16 protein-coding genes, 6 tRNA genes and 1 other RNA gene are annotated in these 18,084 nt (G+C 44.9%); 10 read left to right on the top strand and 13 right to left on the bottom strand.

Going from position 1 to position 18,084, the window contains the following annotated elements; translation table 11 throughout:
* Positions 1 to 242: 242 nt before the first annotated feature.
* Together HNP76_RS03885 and HNP76_RS03880 are read left to right on the top strand one after the other, a co-directional pair.
* The gene (locus tag HNP76_RS03885; protein ID WP_184657683.1) at positions 243 to 920 is read left to right on the top strand and encodes a DUF3990 domain-containing protein; all 678 of its coding nucleotides are present in this window, start codon (positions 243 to 245) and stop codon (positions 918 to 920) included.
* Complete coding sequence (locus HNP76_RS03880) at positions 898 to 1,578, top strand: helix-turn-helix domain-containing protein (protein WP_184657681.1); 681 nt, start codon at positions 898 to 900, stop codon at positions 1,576 to 1,578. The genes HNP76_RS03885 and HNP76_RS03880 overlap by 23 nt, the downstream gene beginning before the upstream one ends.
* A 51-nt stretch (positions 1,579 to 1,629) precedes the next feature.
* Here HNP76_RS03880 and HNP76_RS03875 read toward each other — a convergent pair whose 3' ends face one another.
* Together HNP76_RS03875 and HNP76_RS03870 are read right to left on the bottom strand one after the other, a co-directional pair.
* A complete protein-coding gene (locus HNP76_RS03875) occupies positions 1,630 to 2,769 on the bottom strand; it encodes a CapA family protein (protein WP_184657679.1) in 1,140 nt (379 codons plus the stop codon).
* A complete protein-coding gene (locus HNP76_RS03870; protein ID WP_184657677.1) occupies positions 2,745 to 3,839 on the bottom strand; it encodes an N-acetylneuraminate synthase family protein in 1,095 nt (364 codons plus the stop codon). Before HNP76_RS03870 ends, HNP76_RS03875 begins: the two co-directional genes overlap by 25 nt.
* 56 nt (positions 3,840 to 3,895) lie before the next feature.
* On the opposite strand from HNP76_RS03870, the gene HNP76_RS03865 reads away from it, so the two are divergent.
* The 5 genes from HNP76_RS03865 to ssrA all read left to right on the top strand — a co-directional run bounded on the left by HNP76_RS03865 (position 3,896) and on the right by ssrA (position 8,957).
* A complete protein-coding gene (locus HNP76_RS03865; RefSeq protein WP_184657675.1) occupies positions 3,896 to 4,408 on the top strand; it encodes a TIGR03546 family protein in 513 nt (170 codons plus the stop codon).
* Position 4,409: 1 nt separating this feature from the next.
* Positions 4,410 to 6,677 carry a TIGR03545 family protein gene (locus tag HNP76_RS03860; protein WP_184657673.1) on the top strand — a complete coding sequence of 756 codons (2,268 nt, stop codon included), beginning with the start codon at positions 4,410 to 4,412 and terminating at the stop codon, positions 6,675 to 6,677.
* A gap of 83 nt (positions 6,678 to 6,760) precedes the next feature.
* A complete protein-coding gene (locus HNP76_RS03855) occupies positions 6,761 to 7,504 on the top strand; it encodes a YebC/PmpR family DNA-binding transcriptional regulator (protein ID WP_184657671.1) in 744 nt (247 codons plus the stop codon).
* 244 nt (positions 7,505 to 7,748) lie between these two features.
* Positions 7,749 to 8,246, top strand: coding sequence for a crossover junction endodeoxyribonuclease RuvC (gene ruvC, locus HNP76_RS03850; RefSeq protein WP_184657669.1), 498 nt, complete (start codon positions 7,749 to 7,751; stop codon positions 8,244 to 8,246).
* A 328-nt stretch (positions 8,247 to 8,574) separates the two neighbouring features.
* Positions 8,575 to 8,957, top strand: a transfer-messenger RNA (tmRNA) gene (gene ssrA, locus HNP76_RS03845).
* A gap of 36 nt (positions 8,958 to 8,993) precedes the next feature.
* Here the strand turns inward: ssrA and HNP76_RS03840 are convergent.
* Positions 8,994 to 9,836, bottom strand: a complete 843-nt coding sequence (locus HNP76_RS03840) for a glycoside hydrolase family 16 protein (RefSeq protein WP_184657667.1) — start codon at positions 9,834 to 9,836, stop codon at positions 8,994 to 8,996.
* Between the two features lie 81 nt (positions 9,837 to 9,917).
* Here HNP76_RS03840 and HNP76_RS03835 point away from each other — a divergent pair, with 81 nt between their 5' ends.
* A complete protein-coding gene (locus tag HNP76_RS03835; protein WP_184657665.1) occupies positions 9,918 to 11,297 on the top strand; it encodes a GGDEF domain-containing protein in 1,380 nt (459 codons plus the stop codon).
* Positions 11,298 to 11,314: 17 nt separating this feature from the next.
* Here the strand turns inward: HNP76_RS03835 and HNP76_RS03830 are convergent, their stop codons facing one another.
* A complete protein-coding gene (locus tag HNP76_RS03830) occupies positions 11,315 to 11,485 on the bottom strand; it encodes a hypothetical protein (protein WP_184657663.1) in 171 nt (56 codons plus the stop codon).
* Between the two features lie 159 nt (positions 11,486 to 11,644).
* Here HNP76_RS03830 and HNP76_RS03825 point away from each other — a divergent pair, with 159 nt between their 5' ends.
* Positions 11,645 to 12,994, top strand: coding sequence for an aminopeptidase (locus HNP76_RS03825; RefSeq protein WP_184657661.1), 1,350 nt, complete (start codon positions 11,645 to 11,647; stop codon positions 12,992 to 12,994).
* 35 nt (positions 12,995 to 13,029) lie between these two features.
* Here HNP76_RS03825 and clpX read toward each other — a convergent pair whose 3' ends face one another.
* The 9 genes from clpX to HNP76_RS03780 all read right to left on the bottom strand — a co-directional run bounded on the left by clpX (position 13,030) and on the right by HNP76_RS03780 (position 17,125).
* Positions 13,030 to 14,292: an ATP-dependent Clp protease ATP-binding subunit ClpX gene (gene clpX, locus HNP76_RS03820; protein ID WP_371733670.1), complete on the bottom strand. Its 1,263-nt coding sequence runs from the start codon at positions 14,290 to 14,292 to the stop codon at positions 13,030 to 13,032.
* The gene (gene clpP / locus HNP76_RS03815; RefSeq protein WP_215905861.1) at positions 14,289 to 14,912 is read right to left on the bottom strand and encodes an ATP-dependent Clp endopeptidase proteolytic subunit ClpP; all 624 of its coding nucleotides are present in this window, start codon (positions 14,910 to 14,912) and stop codon (positions 14,289 to 14,291) included. Before clpP ends, clpX begins: the two co-directional genes overlap by 4 nt.
* Before the next feature lie 124 nt (positions 14,913 to 15,036).
* Complete coding sequence (tig, locus tag HNP76_RS03810) at positions 15,037 to 16,404, bottom strand: trigger factor (RefSeq protein ID WP_184657657.1); 1,368 nt, start codon at positions 16,402 to 16,404, stop codon at positions 15,037 to 15,039.
* A gap of 65 nt (positions 16,405 to 16,469) precedes the next feature.
* Positions 16,470 to 16,541 (bottom strand) — tRNA-Gly (locus HNP76_RS03805).
* A 69-nt stretch (positions 16,542 to 16,610) separates the two neighbouring features.
* A tRNA-Gly gene (locus HNP76_RS03800) sits at positions 16,611 to 16,682 on the bottom strand.
* 21 nt (positions 16,683 to 16,703) lie between these two features.
* Positions 16,704 to 16,783 (bottom strand) — tRNA-Leu (locus HNP76_RS03795).
* A 60-nt stretch (positions 16,784 to 16,843) separates the two neighbouring features.
* A tRNA-Lys gene (locus tag HNP76_RS03790) sits at positions 16,844 to 16,916 on the bottom strand.
* A 19-nt stretch (positions 16,917 to 16,935) separates the two neighbouring features.
* A tRNA-Arg gene (locus tag HNP76_RS03785) sits at positions 16,936 to 17,009 on the bottom strand.
* 44 nt (positions 17,010 to 17,053) lie between these two features.
* Positions 17,054 to 17,125: transfer RNA gene (locus tag HNP76_RS03780), tRNA-His, on the bottom strand.
* A gap of 141 nt (positions 17,126 to 17,266) precedes the next feature.
* Here HNP76_RS03780 and HNP76_RS03775 point away from each other — a divergent pair.
* A complete protein-coding gene (locus HNP76_RS03775) occupies positions 17,267 to 18,052 on the top strand; it encodes a ZIP family metal transporter (protein ID WP_184657655.1) in 786 nt (261 codons plus the stop codon).
* The last annotated feature ends 32 nt before the right edge of the window (positions 18,053 to 18,084 follow it).

Below are 18,084 nucleotides of genomic sequence, written 5' to 3'. Positions count from 1 at the left end.
GTACAGGATATTCTATCATAAATTTTCAATTCTGTCACTCAAAATGCAAGAATCATCAGGGCAAACGTATTTTAAAGACCTTGACGGTGGTGTAAGGATTCTTCTTTCGTCTTTTTCCTTTCGCACGGATATTTCCTACAATTCAATTTTTGGAATGTCAGGAACCCTTGCATTCGGCATATGGATGGATTAATTTCCCCGCATCCTTGACAAAAGTACTTCTATAGAAGTACCTTATATATATGCCGAGGATTACTTTATATCATGGTTCGCAGAAAATTATCTCTAAGCCGCTTTTGGGGGCGGGTAAGGCCTATAATGATTATGGCTCAGGTTTTTACTGCACGCAGAACATTGAGCTTGCCAAGGAATGGGCCTGTCCGTCACTTGATGACGGTTTTTCAAACTGCTATGAGCTTGAAACTGCTGACCTTCGCATTTTGGACTTGCAGGCTCCTGAATTTTCTACGCTCAACTGGCTTGCGATTCTTGTATGCAACCGGCGCTTTGACCTTGATACGCCTGTCATGAGGCAGGGAATGTCCTATCTTAAAAATAATTTCCTCCCAGACCTTTCCGCTTTTGACTGCATAAGGGGCTATAGGGCTGATGATTCATATTTTTCATTTGCAAGGGCTTTTTTGTCTAATCAGATTTCCTATTCACAGCTGGCAAATGCCATGAGGCTTGGTAAACTCGGTGAGCAGTTTGTCTTAAAAAGTCAAAAGGCTTTTGATTTGATTGAGTTCAAGGGATATGAGCTTGCTGAAGGCCGTCGCTATTATGCTCTACGCTCAAAACGCATGGAGAAGGCAAAGGAAGATTATAAAAAGTCTTTGGAAAATGCTGATATTTCAGGTCTTTTTATCCGTGACATTATTTTGCAGGAGGTAAAAAATGGTGATCCGCGCTTACGATAAATTCTATTTGTCAAATGTCATGAAGAACATGGGCTTTGCTGTTGATTTTGCCGTTAATGGATGTAGCCTTTCTGCTGATTCATTTTATGACTTTTTCATTGCCTCAAAGGTAGCTTCCCAGATTGAAAATGGTTCGCCGCTTTTTATCTGCGGATCTTCTGGAACGGAACTTGCGCTCACCGTTTTTGACCGGGTAGGCTATGAAGCAAAGATTGACGGTAAGCCTTTTTCTTCATTTGAAGACTATTATTGTTTTGACCGCACGCCGGAATATTGGGCTGGCTGGATTCTTGCCTTTTATCAGTGGAATACACAGCTTTCCTTTTCAAAAATCCGGGAATACCTTCCTTTTTCTCAAATCGTAGAAATGTATCATCCTCTGCATGAAGCTCCCGAAGAGAAATTCCTTGATGTTATGAATGACATTATCAATGAAAAATCTCAGGAGCGGAAGACCAACCTTCACAGGCTGCGGAAACTTTCGGGGCTAACTCAAAAGGAACTTGCTGAACTTTCAGGCGTGAACATCAGGACTTTGCAGCAATATGAAAGCGGGGCAAAAGATATAAACCGGGCAAGCGGTCAGGCCATAAATGACCTTGCAAGGGCTTTGCGGTGCAATTTTTATGATGTGATGGAACTGGATCTTAGTCAGTGATTTGATTTTTTATTAAATTATCCTTTAAATCCTGCAAATCTCGTGGTAAAATTATTCTCCAGCCAGCACTTTTTCCATGAGTTTTTTTCGTTCGCGCAGATATTTTGACCAGTTTGTGACTTCGGCCCTGTCGAGCGTGCTGATGAAGTCTTCGTTCAGCTCCTTTACCACAAACTGCCAGCTTGGCGTGATGTAGGTCGTAATCAGGTGGGGCTCGTAGCTTCCCAGAATCACCTTGCCGGATTTTGTTTTTCCGGCCTTCATTTTTATAATCAGTCCTTCGCCTGTGTAGTCCCGGGCTGTTTCCGGGGCTTCAAACTGAGGATTTGTCCTTTGGGCTGAAATCGTGTTTCCGTTTGCGTACATGATGAAGGCTTTCTGCTCGGTTTCCTCAAAAATCTTTACGACGTGAGGGTGGTTTGCCCAGATGATGTCAGCCCTGCATTCTTCGATAATCTGGCGGAAGAATTTTTTGTGGTTTTCGGTGACTTTGATTATGTATTCTGGTTCGTCCGTGTGAACCGAGAGGACAAAAAGGTCGCATTTTGATTCCTGCCTCAGTTTTTTAAGTTCTTCTATTAACTGGCTGCGTTTTTTTTCTGTGGAAGGGTAGTAGTCGATGTAAGATGCGAAGTCGTTTCGGTTGAGGATTTCAGTTATTGCGACAAAAAGAACCCTCCAGCCCTTTTTTTCGATGATTTTGTATGAGAGCGGATCTCCGGACTTATCCTTGAGGCCGCATGCGTAAATACCTTTGCGGGAGTCGAAGTATTTTTTTGTCGCCTTGATTCCCTCAAGATATTGGTCGTTGGTGTGGTTGTTTGCAAGCGAGAATACGTTGAATCCTGCCTTGATTGCCGCCTCGACGTATTCTGTGTGCATGTTGAACTGGGGGTAAGTGCTCCAGGGAAGTGAATCCGCCACCGGAGCCTCAACGTTTGCAAAGCTTAAGTCGCCTGAAGAGACCAGCGGGCTAATGTCGCGCCAGATTCTGTCAAAATCCTTGATCTTGTAATTTGGGGCGTGTGCCATGATGTCACCAGCGAAGACAAGGCTAAGCTCGGATTCAATGGTCATGTCCTGGGCCAGCTCGTCATTCTGCGCTTCTGTGACTTTATTTGTTGTGCCGCAGGAGAGAAAAAGAGTTGTGAGGATAATTGAAAATGCTATTCCTGCGTTAAATCTTCCCATTGAACTCCTGCTCCGTTTTCTACATTCCGCGTGACTTTTTTGCCGATTACATCTTCGAGGTGGCGGGGGTGAAGACCGACTGAAAGGACTTTTTCCGTCCTTAAAACGCCGATATCTTCTATATTAATGCGCTCTCCCTCTTTCATCGCCCGCATGAAGTGCAGGCTGCGGTTGGTCCTGCCGTAATTTGCTTCTTCGGCTTTGGCAAGTTTTTTTACTCCGTCGCCAAGAATTTTCTGAACCCGCTCTCCGTACTCGCTTTCAAGCTGCTTTAGAATGTAAGATTTTGCTCCTTCGCCGTACTGACGGAAGGCCGCCTCGCACTGGTGGATGCAATGGCTCATGAGGGCAAACTGCTCGCCTTCGAGGGCAACCGGGTCGTCGAGTCCGTCTGTGAGCTTTGACAGCGTGATGTGCTTTTCTATCATCGCACCTCCGAGAGCTGCCGCAATTGAAGGAACTAAGACCGGGTCTAAGGAATGGTCGCTTACTCCGCATGGAAGACCGAAAATTGCTGAAAGGTTTGGAATCAGTTTTAAGTTGTATTCTTCTTCGGGGGCAGGGTAGCTTGTGATGCAGTGAAGGAGGGTGATGTTTTCGCGCCCCAGAATTGAAATTGCTTCCTCAATGTCACTGAGTTTTGAGACTCCCGATGAAATGATTACCTGAATGTCGTTTTTCTTTCGATATTCGGCAAGTTTTTTGAGAAGGGGAATGTGGTTGAGCTCAGGGGAGGCGATTTTGACTGCATCCGGCTTGATTGCAAGAAGCTCTTCAAGAGAACGGAGGCCGAAAGGAGAGCAGAGGAATTTCGCGCCCTTTTCGTGCGTGTATTTCTGGCATTCCTCAAAAAACTCCGGCTTTACTTCAAGCTCACGGAATCTGTCGTAAAGGGGGATTTTGCCTGTCGGAAGGTTTACGAATCCTGTCAGCGGGTGAAGGATTTCATCAGCATAGACCCACTGAAATTTTATGTAGTCCGCACCGCTTTCTGAGGCGCAGTCAATAAGTTTTTTTGCCTTTTCTAAATCACCGCCATGCGATGTTCCTATTTCTGCAATAATTTTCATCTTTTGCCAACCTTTTTTTATTTTACCATAAAGATTTTGTGTGGTACAATAAAAATATGATTAAAGCTATTGCAAAATTATTTAAAGCCCTGAATGCAAATGTCAATCCGGGTGAAATCGCGCATGCTTTTTCGTGCGGTATCCTTCTGGGGCTCATGCCAAAGAATAATGTCCTCTGGTATCTGTTTTTTATCTTCATCCTTTTTATCAGGATCAACAAGCCCATGTATCTTCTCATGACTCTGCTGGCTTCTGCCATTGCGCCCAGCCTGGACGGTCTTTTTGATTCAGTTGGTTATGCTTTCCTTACGATTCCGGCTTTGTCAGATTTCTTTGCCACTCTTTTTGAAGTCCCTTTTGTCGCCTTCACCAAATTCAATAACTCTGTCGTCATGGGCTCATTCCTCTGCGGCCTTGCTTTTTACATTCCGGCTTATTTTATCGGCCGCCTCTTCGTCTTTTTGTGGCGTAAATACATCACGGCTTTCATGCGCAGGACAAAAATCACCAAGGTCGTCGCAAAACTTCCTTTGCTCGGCAAAATCGTAAGTCTTGTAGGAGATGAGTAAAATGGAAAAAAAAGAAAAGACTAAAAAGCCTGCAAAAATGTATCCGGCAAAAAAACTTCCGGGCATGCTCAAAAAATCATATAAAGAGCAAAAACTCGATAAAATACTCAAAAAAATCTACATTCCCGAAGATCGTCAGCTGGTCCAGTCCATGTTCTCCGAAAAATATCAGAAGGGCAAAAAGGAGCTGCTTAGGGTTCCCCGTGAAAGCCAGTATACAAAGGCTCAGATTAAGAGCCTCAAGGTCCTCGTAAAGAACATCAAAAAGAACAAGGGGCGTTTTAAGGCGGCTCCCTTTATTGCGGTCGCTTCAGTCCTTCTTGCCATCCTTGTCGCCGTCACAGTATTCAAAAATCCTGTCGCAAAAATGGCAATCCGCTCTTCAATGCAGGGAGTTTTCGGTGCAAAATGTGACATAGGCTCAGTCAATGTTGAAATTTTCGGCATGCAGCTGACTGTCCGCAACCTGGCCCAGGCAAGCTCAAGCAATCCTATGAAAAATATCTTCCAGTTTGACAAGCTTGACCTTGATTTCAATCTCACCCAGCTGCTCCGTGCAAAATTCAACGCCCAGAATGTTGAAATCACAGGCCTGGCTGTAAACACTGATCGAAAGACAAGCGGCGAGCTTCCTGCCAAGGTCAAAAAGGAAAAGGTTAAAAAGGAAGAGGTCGAAGATTCTGCCTTTTATGCGGCCCTCAAGGAAAAAAGCGGCAAGACTCTTTCTGATTCAAAAGATTCCGTCACGGCATTGCTTGCCCAGTATGACCCGCAGGCTTTAATCGCAAACATTCAGGGCAACATCAAGACTAAAAAGGCCGCTGAGGAAGCCGAGGCTGAAATCCAGGCAATGATTGAAAAATGGCAGTCAAAACCAGCTGAAATTCAGTCAGACGTCGAAAATTTCAGGACAAGTTCTGAAAAACTTGCAAAACTAGATCCATCAAGCCTCAAGACTCCCCAGGAAATAAAGGACGCTGTCGAGAACATACAGAAGGCAATTGAGACCGGCAAAAAAATCAAGTCCGACGTTGACTCAACTGTTTCCGCAGCCGAAAAGGATAAAAAGAAGGTCTCTTCTATAGAAAAGAAAATCGAAGTGGCAATCAAAAGTGACCGTGAGCTTATCAAGTCCCAGATTCCGGATCTCTCTCTTGATAATGCAAAAAACGTCCTTTCCGGTGTATTTGATGAATTCGCATATTCAATGCTTGGAAAATACTATCCGTATGTCAAAAAAGCCGTTTCATATGCAAATTCGATGAAGTCTTCTGATTCAAAAGAGGACAAGGCCAAAAAAGAAGCGAAAAAAGCCAAAAAAAAGGAATTAAAGCGTTCTGGCGGCCGAAACGTTTACTGGCGCAAGGACCGTGTTCCAAAGCTTCTCATTGAAAACCTTCACGGAAGCGGAAATGGAATTGATTTGCGGGTAACAAATATTTCAAACGACATGGACAAGGTCGGAAAGCCTTTGGTTGCTACTGGCTCTGTAAGCCTTTCTTCCAGGGTCCACAAGGCAGGATTTACGGTTGATGCCAGAAGTGACAGCTCAGCTCCTTTGATTTCCGGCACTTATTCAAGCGATAATTTCCCTGTAAAGCTTGACATGTCTTCTTTTGCTGACAAGCCAGGCATTCCTTCATTCTCTGGAACAACTTCAATTGATGCTAAATTTACCGCTGATTCTGACTTTAGCTTTACGGCAGGCGGCGAATTTGCCCTGAATCCTGTTTCAATCACGGCAAAGCCAATTTCTCCTGATTTTGCTGACAGAATCTATTCAGGAGCCCTTGCTTCCGTAGACCACATGACGGTAAAGGCAGACACTGCTTACAGTGAGGCAAAGGGAATAAGCCTTGGAATTTCAAGTGACGCAGAAAAAATCATCATGGAATCCCTCAAGTCGATTGCCTCAAAGGAATTTGATTCAATCAAGACTGACGCGATTACAAAAGTTACCGAAGAACTCAATACATACACGGCTGGCTTTACTTCAAAGTACGGTGACTTCAATGACATTGTTGAAAAGCTCAAGGATTCAAAGTCCATCAGCGATGAACTCAACAAGCAGCTTGAATCCAAAAAGTCTGAGCTTACAAATCAGCTTAAGGGAGCTGCAAAAGCTGAGATAGACAAGAAAAAGCAGGAAGCCGAACAGAAGGCCAAGGAAGAAGCCGTCAAAAAAGCCGAGGAAGCTTTGGGCAACAGCGGGGCAGGTAAGGCTGCCGGCAAGGCCGCAGGGAATCTTCTCAAAGGCTTTAAGAAGTAAAGAATTATAGGATATTTACACGATTTTTTATTTGTGATATTCTTTATTATTCTATTTTGTAATCTTATTATTAGGAGTGTTCCATGTCTGGACATAATAAATGGTCGACCATTAAACATGCAAAGGGCGCAGCAGACGCAAAACGCGGCGCATTGTTCACAAAGTTGATTAAGGAAATTTCTATCGCAGCAAGCATGGGCGGCGGAGATCCAAACGCTAACCCACGTCTCCGTGCAGCAATCGTAAAAGCACGCGCTGCATCAATGCCAAAAGACAACATCGAGCGAGCAATCAAAAAGGGTACTGGTGAGCTCGGTGGCGGCACTTTCGAAGAATTGGTTTACGAAGGATACGCTGCAGGTGGCGTAGCAGTTCTCGTTGAGGTTCTTACAGACAACCACAACCGCGCTGCTGCAAACGTACGCAACATTTTCAACAAAACAGGCGGAAACTTGGGAACTTCTGGTTCTGTAAGCCGCATGTTCGACCGCAAAGGTGTCATCGAGTATGATGCTGAAGCAGTTTCAGAAGAAGAAGTAATGGAAGCAGCTCTCGAAGCTGGTGCAGAAGATATCGTTAACGAAGACGGAGTCATCACTGTTACAACAGCTCCAAACGACTTCACAGCAGTTGTTGAAGCCCTCGAGCCAAAAGGATGGACTTCACTCTCAGCTGAAGTTGCCATGGTTCCACAGGCTTACACAGCAGTTGACAAAGACACAGCTGCAAAAGTTCAGAAACTCATCGACCGTCTCGAAGAGGACGACGATGTTCAGAACGTTTGGACAACAGTAGAGTATCCAGACGACTTCGATCCAGAGGCTTAAGATATTTAATTCTTTGTAAGAATAATTTCTATAAAAGCTACAAAATTCTATGTTAGATTTTTGTAGCTTTTTTTATATAATGCCAGTGAATGTAAAAACAGGCGGAAGCGGGGTTATGACACGACTCCACTTTGTGCGGGCGAGCGAAGCGAGTCCAATTTCTAAATACGCACAACCGTGGAGTCTAGTGGCATGTTCCCGCTGGGAGCCTGTTTTTGAACAGACAGTTATTCTATAAAAAAAGATGCAAAAACGGCGTGTAATTGGCATCGACCCGGGGCTGGCTCATACAGGCTTCGGCGTAATCGATGCAATTGGAAACAATATTCGACTCGTAAGCTATGGCGTGATTGAAACTCCGTCAAATGAGGAGCACGGCACCCGCCTGCTTGAAATTTACAATCGTTTGGTCGCCGTTCTCATGGAATTCAAGCCTGAGCAGGCTGCCATGGAAGAGCTTTATTTTGCCCGCAACGTTTCAAGCGCCATGTCCGTTTCTGAGGCGAAGGGTGTGGTTACAATGTGCCTTGCCCAGCAGGCTCTTCCCCTGAGCATGTACCGGCCCAATCAGATTAAATATTCAGTTACCGGCACCAAGACTGCTGACAAAAAGACCGTTGAGCAGTATGTAAAAATCCTTTTGAATCTTGAGACTGAGCCCAAGCCAGATCATGCTGCGGATGCCCTTGCGGCTGCCATTACCCATGTCTTTTCTACTTCACAGATGAATTATCTTGTTTAAAAAAAAGAAAACCGCCAGCTTTTGGCGGTTTATAGTTTGCCAGTCTTCGCTAAATCGAAGGGCAATTAATGAATCCCTGCTTTTCCGCAGGTGGAGTGAATGTAATTACAAGACCCCTGAGGAGTCAGATCTTTTTGTCGGAAATTGCATTACGCCTCCTTTCGTGCAGCCGGTGTGCGTCCTCATCTCGCTCCTCACTACAATTTAATAATAACATACTTTTCCAATAATGCAAGTTTTTTTTTCAGAATTTTTAAATTTTTTTTATCTTTTTTTTCCTTGACTTTGCACTCATTCATCAGTATATTTACTCATGGAATTAAACATCGGGGGTGCACCGGTTTCGACGATTGTGATCAAGGCACTTACTGCATGTGGGAGTCAAGGTTCCCTAAACTGAGAAAACAATAACTGCAATTTTCGAAAGAAAAGAAGAAGAAGTCGAAGAGGCTTCTTTCGCAGAAGCTCTCGCTGCTTAATTGCGCTTGAGCCGGAACTAGTGGGGTGCTGTTCCTAACTTCATTACTTCCGTCACAAACAGGGACTTGCTGTGCGTAATTTTTGGGGTGCGCATGGGACTTTTACTCAGAATACGGAGGAGACGCTTGTTATGCTGCTACCTGCTCCCGACAACCACCTCGCATAACTAAACATGTAGATGTATTTGGCTTCCACTTTCGGACGGGGGTTCAATTCCCCCCATCTCCAGAGCCGCTTGAGAAATCTCAGGCGGCTTTTTTTATGCTTTTACTGATAAACCCTTACGTAGTCGACTTCCATCTGGCATTTTTCAAGATTGCCTGGAATGTCGCCGCCAAGAGTGCCACCCATTGCAACGTTCATGATGATGTAGAAGGGCTTGTCGAAAGGCCATGCTGCCCAAGGCTCGTTTTCGTTGTGGGGATTTTTGTATTCCGTAAGGAATTTGCCGTCATAGTACCACTGAATTGAATCTTCCTGCCAGAGAACGGCATAAGTGTGCCATTTGGTGACGTTTGGAATTTCTATGTAGTCGCTGTTGACTGCGTTTCCGCCTGACCCGGCCTTGCAGTGTACTGTGCCGTAAGTCTTTTTGCCCCAGGTGTTTGTGGCGTATTCCATTACGTCAATTTCACCGCTGCGGGGCCAGTTGCCGTATGCTGAGAACTGAGGCATCATCCAGAGGGCTGGCCATGAGCCTTTTTCAACAGGAAGTTTTGCTCGGAATTCAATGTAGCCGTATGTGAAGCTCTGCTTGAAGCTTGACATGAGGCGGGCGCTGGTCCACTTGCCGCTGTCATTTTTGTGAGCGACGATTTTGAGGGTGCCATTATTTACGAAGGAATTTGAGCGGTCTTTTGTATAATTCTGCCGTTCTCCGTTGCCCCAGCCGTGTCCGCCTGTGTTGTAGTCCCAGTTTTCCGGGTTCGGTTCTTCGCTTGTTCCGTCAAATTCATCTGACCAGACAAGACTCATGTTTTCCTTGACGTAATCGGGTCTGAGGTCCTGAGCCTTTTCTTCGCAGGCTGTAAAAAAAAGTGACAATGCAATTGTACTTGCAAACAGGGAAAGTTTTCTGCTGTTTGAGATAATAGACTTATTAATTTTCATTCCTAAATTATAAGCTAGAAATGCAAATTTATAAAGAAAAATATCATTGCAAAATAATGAAAACAGACTTAAAATAGATTTATGGATTTTCAATCTATTGTTGATTCGTATGAAATGGCGGCCGCTGTTCTCTCCGTTGAAGATAAGGGCGAAGGACGTTATGGTGATATTCGTATTGTTCGTGCAAATTCCATGTATCGCAAAATTATGGGCGAGGGCTATCATGACGATATGATTTATTATGAGCTTATCCCCAAAGAGTCCAAATTTGAGGATTTTTGCTATCGTTGTGCAGTTCACAAGCAGCATCTTCATGCTTATGTTGACACTAAATCAATGGGCGTCTGGACTGACGGCACCTATATCCCCCTTTCAAGAAATCTTGACCAGGGAAACATCCACTATTTCATGTTCTTTTTTGAATTTACAAAAGGACCTGAGGCCGACGCACTTTCAGACGTATCCATGGATTCTGCAACCTTTGTCATAAAAACCTGTATTAAACTCCGCCAGTCCAACGAGTTCTGCAGCTGTATGAGTGCCGTAAACTGCGACATTCAGGAAAAAACCGATTCTTTCTGCAGCAGTATCGTACTTGTCGACGAAGAGCGAGATAAATCAGCAATCCTCTGTGCCAAATTCCGTAATGACTGTGCCAAAATTGAAGATTTCAAGGAGCAGCTTACTCATCAGGTAATTTTTTCATGGAAGGATACCGTTAAAGACCGTGACAATATTATTGTAAAAGATGAGCACGATATGGATGAACTTGAGAAAATCAATCCCCTCTGGGCAAAATCTTTGCGTGCCGCCGATGTCAAGAGCCTGATTCTGGTTCCCCTCTGCCGCATGGACAAAATCCTCGGCTATTGGTTTGTTACTAATTTTAATACTGACCGCCTTATTGAAATAAAAGAAGTTATCGAACTGGTTTCATTCTTTATTTCCGCCGAAGTTGCCAACAATAATCTTATGGAACGCCTCGAATTCATGAGCAATGTTGACCTGCTCACTGGCTTGCGTAACCGAAATTCCATGAACTATCGTGTTGATTTGTTCGTAAGCGGCGAGCGAAAGGTTCCGGCTCCATTTGGTGTCATCTTTGCTGACTTAAACGGACTCAAGCAGGCGAATGATACTGGCGGCCACATTGCAGGTGATGCCCTGCTCAAAAAAGCCGGAAACTTGCTTAGCGAGGTTTTTGATAAAGATGAAATTTACCGTGCAGGCGGTGATGAATTTGTCGTGATAACCCCGGACTGTGCAAAGGAGCAGTTCGAGCGTAAGGTCGAGGAAATCCGTAAAAAGGCCAGCTATGGCTGTGAGGTTTGCTTTGCAATAGGCTCTCATTGGGACGAAAAGGGCGAGAATTTACGTCTTGCCATGCACCTTGCCGATGAAGCAATGTATGCAGACAAGAATAAATTCTATGAGGAGCATCCTGATAAAGCAAGAAGGTAAAATTTAAGAGATTTACTTTAGTTTGCTTTGATTTTTGATTTTTCGTGCTTTGTTCCAGCGAGATATGCGTGACGAATCAACTTTTTGAGCGTCTGTTTTTTGGAGTGGGTGAGGACACCGCTGTAGATTGTGAAGCACTCCTGCTCAAGGTTCTCTGGTACTTTGATTTCTTCATTTGTCGATGACATAAGCTATTCTCCTTTTTGTCTGACTTTCAAGTGGAAGGTGGGCAAACGGTGTGGTTTATATCAGGGGCAGATATACTTTATAGGCTAATTATAACTACTATTCATTGACTTGTCAATTTTTTACTTTCAAAAAAGCTGGCTTTCTTCTATAATATTCGCATGAAAAACGAAAGACTTATTAATGATTATAAAGCTTTTTTGGATAAGGGTAAGACTGAGCGCGAGTGCGTTGCCCAGATTATTTCCCTTGCTCAGGCCGCAGGTTTTAAGGATATTTCTGAATGCCAGTCCCTAAAAGCCGGTGACAAGGTTTTTGTACAGAAGATGAACAAGGCCATCGCCCTTTTTGTGGTCGGTTCTGATTCAATCGAAAAGGGCATGAACATTCTGGGTGCCCACATAGATTCACCCCGCCTTGACGTCAAGCAGAATCCCCTTTACGAAAATGATTTTTTGGTCTACCTCAACACTCATTACTACGGTGGAATCAAAAAATACCAGTGGGTCACTCTTCCTCTTGCAATTCACGGAATTGTCTGCAAAAAAGACGGCTCAAGCGTGAACGTATGCGTAGGTGAGAGCGCCGAAGATCCAGTTTTCTGCATTTCAGATATTCTTCCTCACCTGGCTCAGAAGCAGATGAAGGAAGTTGCCAGCGATTTTATTTCCGGTGAAAGCCTGGATTTGATTTGCGGCAGCGGAATCCCTTCAAAAAAGGATGATGAAAATTCCGACAAAAAGGACAAGCCTTCTGCAAAAAAAGCAATTCTTGCTATCATCAAGGAAAAATACGGAATCGAGGAAGAGGATTTCGGTTCGGCTGAGCTTGAAATCGTTCCGGCGGGAGCAGCCCGCGATCTGGGATTTGACCGCTCTCTGATTCTTGCCTACGGACAGGATGACCGTTCATGCGCCTATACTTCGATTAGGGCAGTTCTTGAGGCTGATTCCGGCAAAAGAACAAGCTGCTGCCTTTGTGTCGACAAGGAAGAAATCGGCTCTGTCGGTGCCACAGGCATGGGAAGCCACTTCTTTGAGAACGCTCTGGCTGAAGTAATCGCACGTCTGCCGGAAGGATACTCTGATTTGTCTTTGCGCCGCTGTCTTGCTGCCTGCAACATGCTTTCAAGCGACGTAAACGCTGCTTTTGACCCAATGAACTCAGATTTATTCGATAAGGCAAATGCCAGCTTCCTTTCTGGTGGAATCGTCTTCAACAAATACACTGGAAGTCGGGGAAAGAGCGGGGCAAGCGATGCGAATCCTGAATTCATCGCAAGATTGCGCGGTCTTCTCGACAAGGCAAATGTAAAATATCAGATGGCTGAGCTTGGCAAGGTAGATCAGGGCGGCGGCGGAACAATCGCATATCTGGCCGCAAAATACGGAATGAACGTGCTTGATGCAGGCGTTTCAGTCCTTTCAATGCACGCCCCATGGGAAATTACCTCAAAAGAAGATATAGAACAGGCCTATGAAGCCTACAAGGCATTTTTGACATTGGAATAAAATAAAAAAATCCCGCAGATTGCGGGATTTTTCTTTTATGCTGGCTGCTGCTCGATTTTAAGCTGTTCCAAGTCCGGCTTGACCTTGCCGACTACGATATCTTTCGTAACGGTGAGGTGCTTTTTGCCTTTGATGCTTGGAGCTTCGTACATCAAGTCCATGAGCAGTTTTTCTACGATTGAGCGAAGTCCTCGGGCACCGGTTTTCTGCTTGATTGCAGTTTCGGCGATTTCATCGAGGGCCTCAGCCGTGAAGTCCAGGTCCAGGTCGTCCATTTCGAATGAAGCCTTGAACTGCTTTGTGATTGCGTTCTTTGGCTCTGTAAGGATTCGTGTGAGGTCAGCCTTTGTGAGCTCCTTGAGGGCTACGGAAATTGGCATACGACCGATAAGCTCAGGAATGATTCCGAATTTTACCAGGTCGTCCGGAGTACACTGGTTCAAGAGCTCCATGCGCTGAGTCTCGTCCATTGTGCCTACGTTTGAGCCGAAGCCGAGTGAGTGAGCCGCAATTCGCTGCTCGATGATTTTGTCCAGACCTACGAAAGCACCACCCAAAATGAAGAGGATGTTCGATGTATCAATCTGAAGCATTTCCTGGTTAGGATGCTTGCGGCCGCCCTGTGGAGGAACGGAAGCCTGTGTACCTTCGATGATTTTGAGAAGGGCCTGCTGAACGCCTTCGCCAGAGACATCTCGTGTGATTGAAGTGTTCTCGCTCTTGCGGCCGATTTTATCAATCTCGTCGATGAAGATGATTCCGCGCTCTGCTGCAGGGATGTTTCCGTCTGCAGCGTTAATGAGCTTGAGGAGGACGTTTTCTACGTCTTCACCAACATAGCCTGCCTCAGTCAAAGTTGTGGCGTCTGCGATTGCAAAAGGAACCTTGAGCTTTTCTGCCAGTGTTTTTGCAAGCAAAGTCTTTCCTGAACCAGTTGGCCCGATCAAAAGAACGTTTGACTTTTCGATTTTAACGTCGTCATCTGTTTTGATGACATCGAGTTTTGACATTCTCTTGTAGTGATTGTAAACCGCAACTGAGAGTGCCTTTTTTGCATATTCCTGACCGATTACATATTCGTCGAGGTAAGCCTTGAATTCTTTTGGAGAAGGAACTTCAGTCATGTCGATTGGATCGACTGATTTTTCTTTCTGAGAGACGATTCCCTGGCAGACGGCGATACATTTGTCGCAGATGAAAATGTTGTTTGACGGTGCCGCTACAAGATGACGCTTTTCGTCACCCGGCTTGCCGCAGAATGAACAGTACTGTACGTCGCTACGAAAACCACGCATTATTTGGCCTCCCTTGAAGTTGACTCAACACGAGAAGGCATTACTTTGTCTACGATTCCGTATTTAAGTGCGTCTTCTGCGCTCATGAAGAAATCTCTTTCCATGTCTTTTGCGACTTCGTCTTCTGACTTACCGCATTTTTCTGCAAGATATTTGATTGAAAGCTTTTTGAGGCGGATGATTTCTTTGGCCTGAACTGCGATGTCGCTTTCCTGTCCCTGAACACCGCCGCGTGGCTGATGAATCATTACACGGCAAGAGGGAAGGGCGAATCGTTTGCCTTTTGTGCCGCCTGCAAGCAAAATTGCTCCCATGCTGGCTGCCTGACCGATACAGATTGTCTGAATGTCGCATTTGACGTACTGCATGGCGTCATAGATTGCGAGACCAGCTGTAACGCTTCCGCCAGGAGAGTTGATGTAAATGCTGATGTCTTTATCCGGGTTTTCTGACTCCAGGAAGAGAATCTGTGCTACGACCAAGTCCGCGTTTAAGTCGTTGATTTCGCCGTCAACGAAAATGATGCGGTCTTTTAAAAGTCGTGAATAAATGTCATAAAATCGCTCGCCGTTTCCACTTCGCTCGATAACGCTAGGCATGTAATTGTTCATCTGTTCGTTCATTATAAAAAATCCTTTATATAAATATAATGAATTTTTCAAAAAAATCCAAAAAAAAACGGAATGTTTCCGAAAAAAATTTGGAACATTCCGCTTTAAATCGGAGATTTTTAGAAAATCTTCGCTATTATTTCAAGTTGAACAAGTCTTTGAATGATACCTTGTCACCTTTTGAAACTTTTGCCTCAGCAAAAATCTCTTTGTAAAGCTTCTGCTCTTTTGCCTCGTCAATAAGGTATTCTTTTGCACGAGGATCAGCATAGTGCTGTTTAACTTCGTCAACTGTGATTCCGTTAGCATCAGCGATTTTCTGATACTCAGACTCGATTTCCTCTGGAGTAACAGAAATGTTTCGCTCTTTGAGGAGGTTGTCAACGATGATTCTGCTCTTGAGCATTTTCTCTGCGTCGCCAGTCCATTCCTTGAGCATGTCTTCCTTTTTCTGGCCTGAAGCTGTGATCATTTTGTCGAGTTCCTCTGGTGTTGTCTGGAACTGCTGAGCCATCATTCTCCAGCGGCCGTCAAGCTCTGCGTTGAGCATGCTTGCAGGAATTTCAAACGGGTTCTTCTCAACAAGCTGTGAGAGCAAGTCGTTTGTTTTGATTTCGTTGATTTTGTTTGTCTTTGCGTTTTCAAGATTGCGCATGATGTCCTTTTTGAGGTCGTCGAGAGTCTTGAACTTCTCGTTTACATCCTGTGCAAGCTCGTCGTCAAGAGCAGGGAGGTTGCGGACTTTAATCTGTTTAACAGTTACAGAATATTTCTTTGTTTTGCCTGCAAGCTCTGCATCTTTTTCGTCTTTGTCATAAGTTTTAGAAACTTCTTTTGACTCGCCTTTCTTCATTCCGATGAGGTCGTCGTCAATTTTGTAAACATTCTCAGCTGTTCCGAGAGTGAAAGTGAATTCCTCGCGTTTTGTTGAAGCGATTTCAGCACCATTCTCGTCTTTCTCTACGATAGAAATTGTGAGGATGTTGTCTTTTTCTGCTTTCTCGTCATCTTTTTTGTCGATAACAACAGCGTTGCGCTCCTGGATGCCTTTGAGCTCTTCGTTAAGCTCTGCATCGCCAACTGTTACCTGTGGCTCTTTGATTGTTACTGACTTGAAGTCGAAGCCCTTGAGGTCTACCTTTGGGAATACATCATAAGTTACTGTATATACGAAGTCTTTTGATGTGTCGAATTCTGGCATTTTCTCGAGAACTGGCTGTGCGTAAGGAAGAGGGCGGTTCTCCAATTCCTTTTCGTCAGAGAAGATTTCGTTGAGTGATTTGTCGATGAGATCGCTGGCTGCTTCCATTTTAATCTGCTCGCCATATTTTCTCTCAAGAACAGAAGCTGGAACATGACCTTTGCGGAAGCCAGGAATCTGAACCTGCTTTACATATTTGCTGATTGTTTCGTTGTAGCTGTCGGCAACATCCTTTTTTGCAACTGTAACGGTGAGTTTTGCTGCTGAATGCTCCAATTTTTCGATTTCTTTTGTGACTTTCACACTAGTCCCCTTAAATGTTGAAATAAAAAAAGCGATTCAGATGAAATCTAAATCGCCCAAGTTAGAGCGGAAAACGGGATTCGAACCCGCGACATCCACCTTGGCAAGGTGACGCGCTACCACTGCGCTATTTCCGCAAAAAAATTAATTTGCATCTGTTTTATTGCAATAAACTGTTCGCTTCAGCAATTCTGCTGAACAGTTAGAGCGGAAAACGGGATTCGAACCCGCGACATCCACCTTGGCAAGGTGACGCGCTACCACTGCGCTATTTCCGCAAAAATCATAACTAAAAGTTATGCGAGAGAAGGGACTTGAACCCTTACGCCGAAGCACTAGATCCTAAGTCTAGCGTGTATGCCAATTTCACCACTCTCGCGTTAAACTCGGCATAGGCAAAGTGCCGCAATTCCGATTCTCTTCAAGCTTGTGCTTGAAATGAGCGACCGGGGGCTCGAACCCCGGACCCACAGATTAAGAGTCTGTTGCTCTACCAACTGAGCTAGTCGCCCGAATAATCAGTTAAAAATATGCGTCCGACACGGATCGAACGTGCAACCTACGGATTCGAAGTCCGTTACTCTATCCAATTGAGCTACGAACGCATTTTGGTTAATGCTGCCTTTGACTCAAAGCCTAGAGCAGATTGGGTGCCTGATGGGGCTCGAACCCACGACAATCAGATCCACAATCTGACGCTCTACCACTGAACTACAGGCACCATGTAACTGATGTTTGATACTATATCAGAAGGGCTTATAATGGTCAAGCGGTTAGAAGCGAAAAATCAAAAAAAATTATAAAAAAATCAAAATTACGTCAGTGACTGTCAAGAAATCTTAAAATATGTTATACTTTTCATATGAATATAACTGTTTTAGGCCTTTTGATTCCTTTTTTGGGAACTATGCTGGGGTCTGGCATGGTATTTTTCATGCAGCGTCAGATGAGGGACGGCATTCAGCGTGCCCTGCTGGGATTTGCGGCGGGTGTAATGATTGCCGCTTCCGTCTGGTCTCTTCTTATTCCTGCCATGGACATGTCGGAGCCCATGGGACGTCTTGCATTTTTGCCGGCCCTGGTCGGATTTTCACTCGGCGTTGCTTTCCTTTTCCTGCTCGATAAAATCACGCCTCACCTGCACGCGATGGCAAAAAATCCTGAAGGTCCAAAAGCGGGGGTAAATAAAATAAGCCGCACCATGATGCTTGTTTTTGCCGTTACCCTCCATAATATTCCTGAGGGAATGGCGGTCGGCGTCGTTTTTGCAAGTTTTTTGAACGGAGGCGCCCTTTCTTCGGCTGATGCCCTTGCCCTTGCAATCGGAATCGCAATTCAGAATTTCCCGGAAGGAGCCATTATTTCCATGCCCCTTCGCTCGGAAGGAAACAGCAAGTTCAAGTCATTCTGCTACGGCACCCTTTCAGGAGCGGTGGAGCCTCTTGCGGCCCTGGTTACGATTCTGCTCACTTCGCTGATTCTGCCATTCTTGCCTTATCTTCTTTCTTTTGCGGCCGGAGCCATGGTTTATGTAGTTGTTGAGGAACTTCTGCCTGAGGCAAGCCGTGACGAAAAGACTGATATCTGCACGATTGGTTTTGCGCTGGGCTTTGCGCTGATGATGGTTCTTGACGTAGCGCTGGGCTAAGACTGTCTTGCGGGGGTTTTAGGGGGCTTGGC

It is taken from the genome of Treponema ruminis, from assembly GCF_014201975.1.
Lineage (GTDB): Bacteria > Spirochaetota > Spirochaetia > Treponematales > Treponemataceae > Treponema_D > Treponema_D ruminis.
The sequence above is the reverse complement of the archived record's forward strand: the minus strand, read 5'-3'. Positions and strand labels throughout refer to the sequence as shown.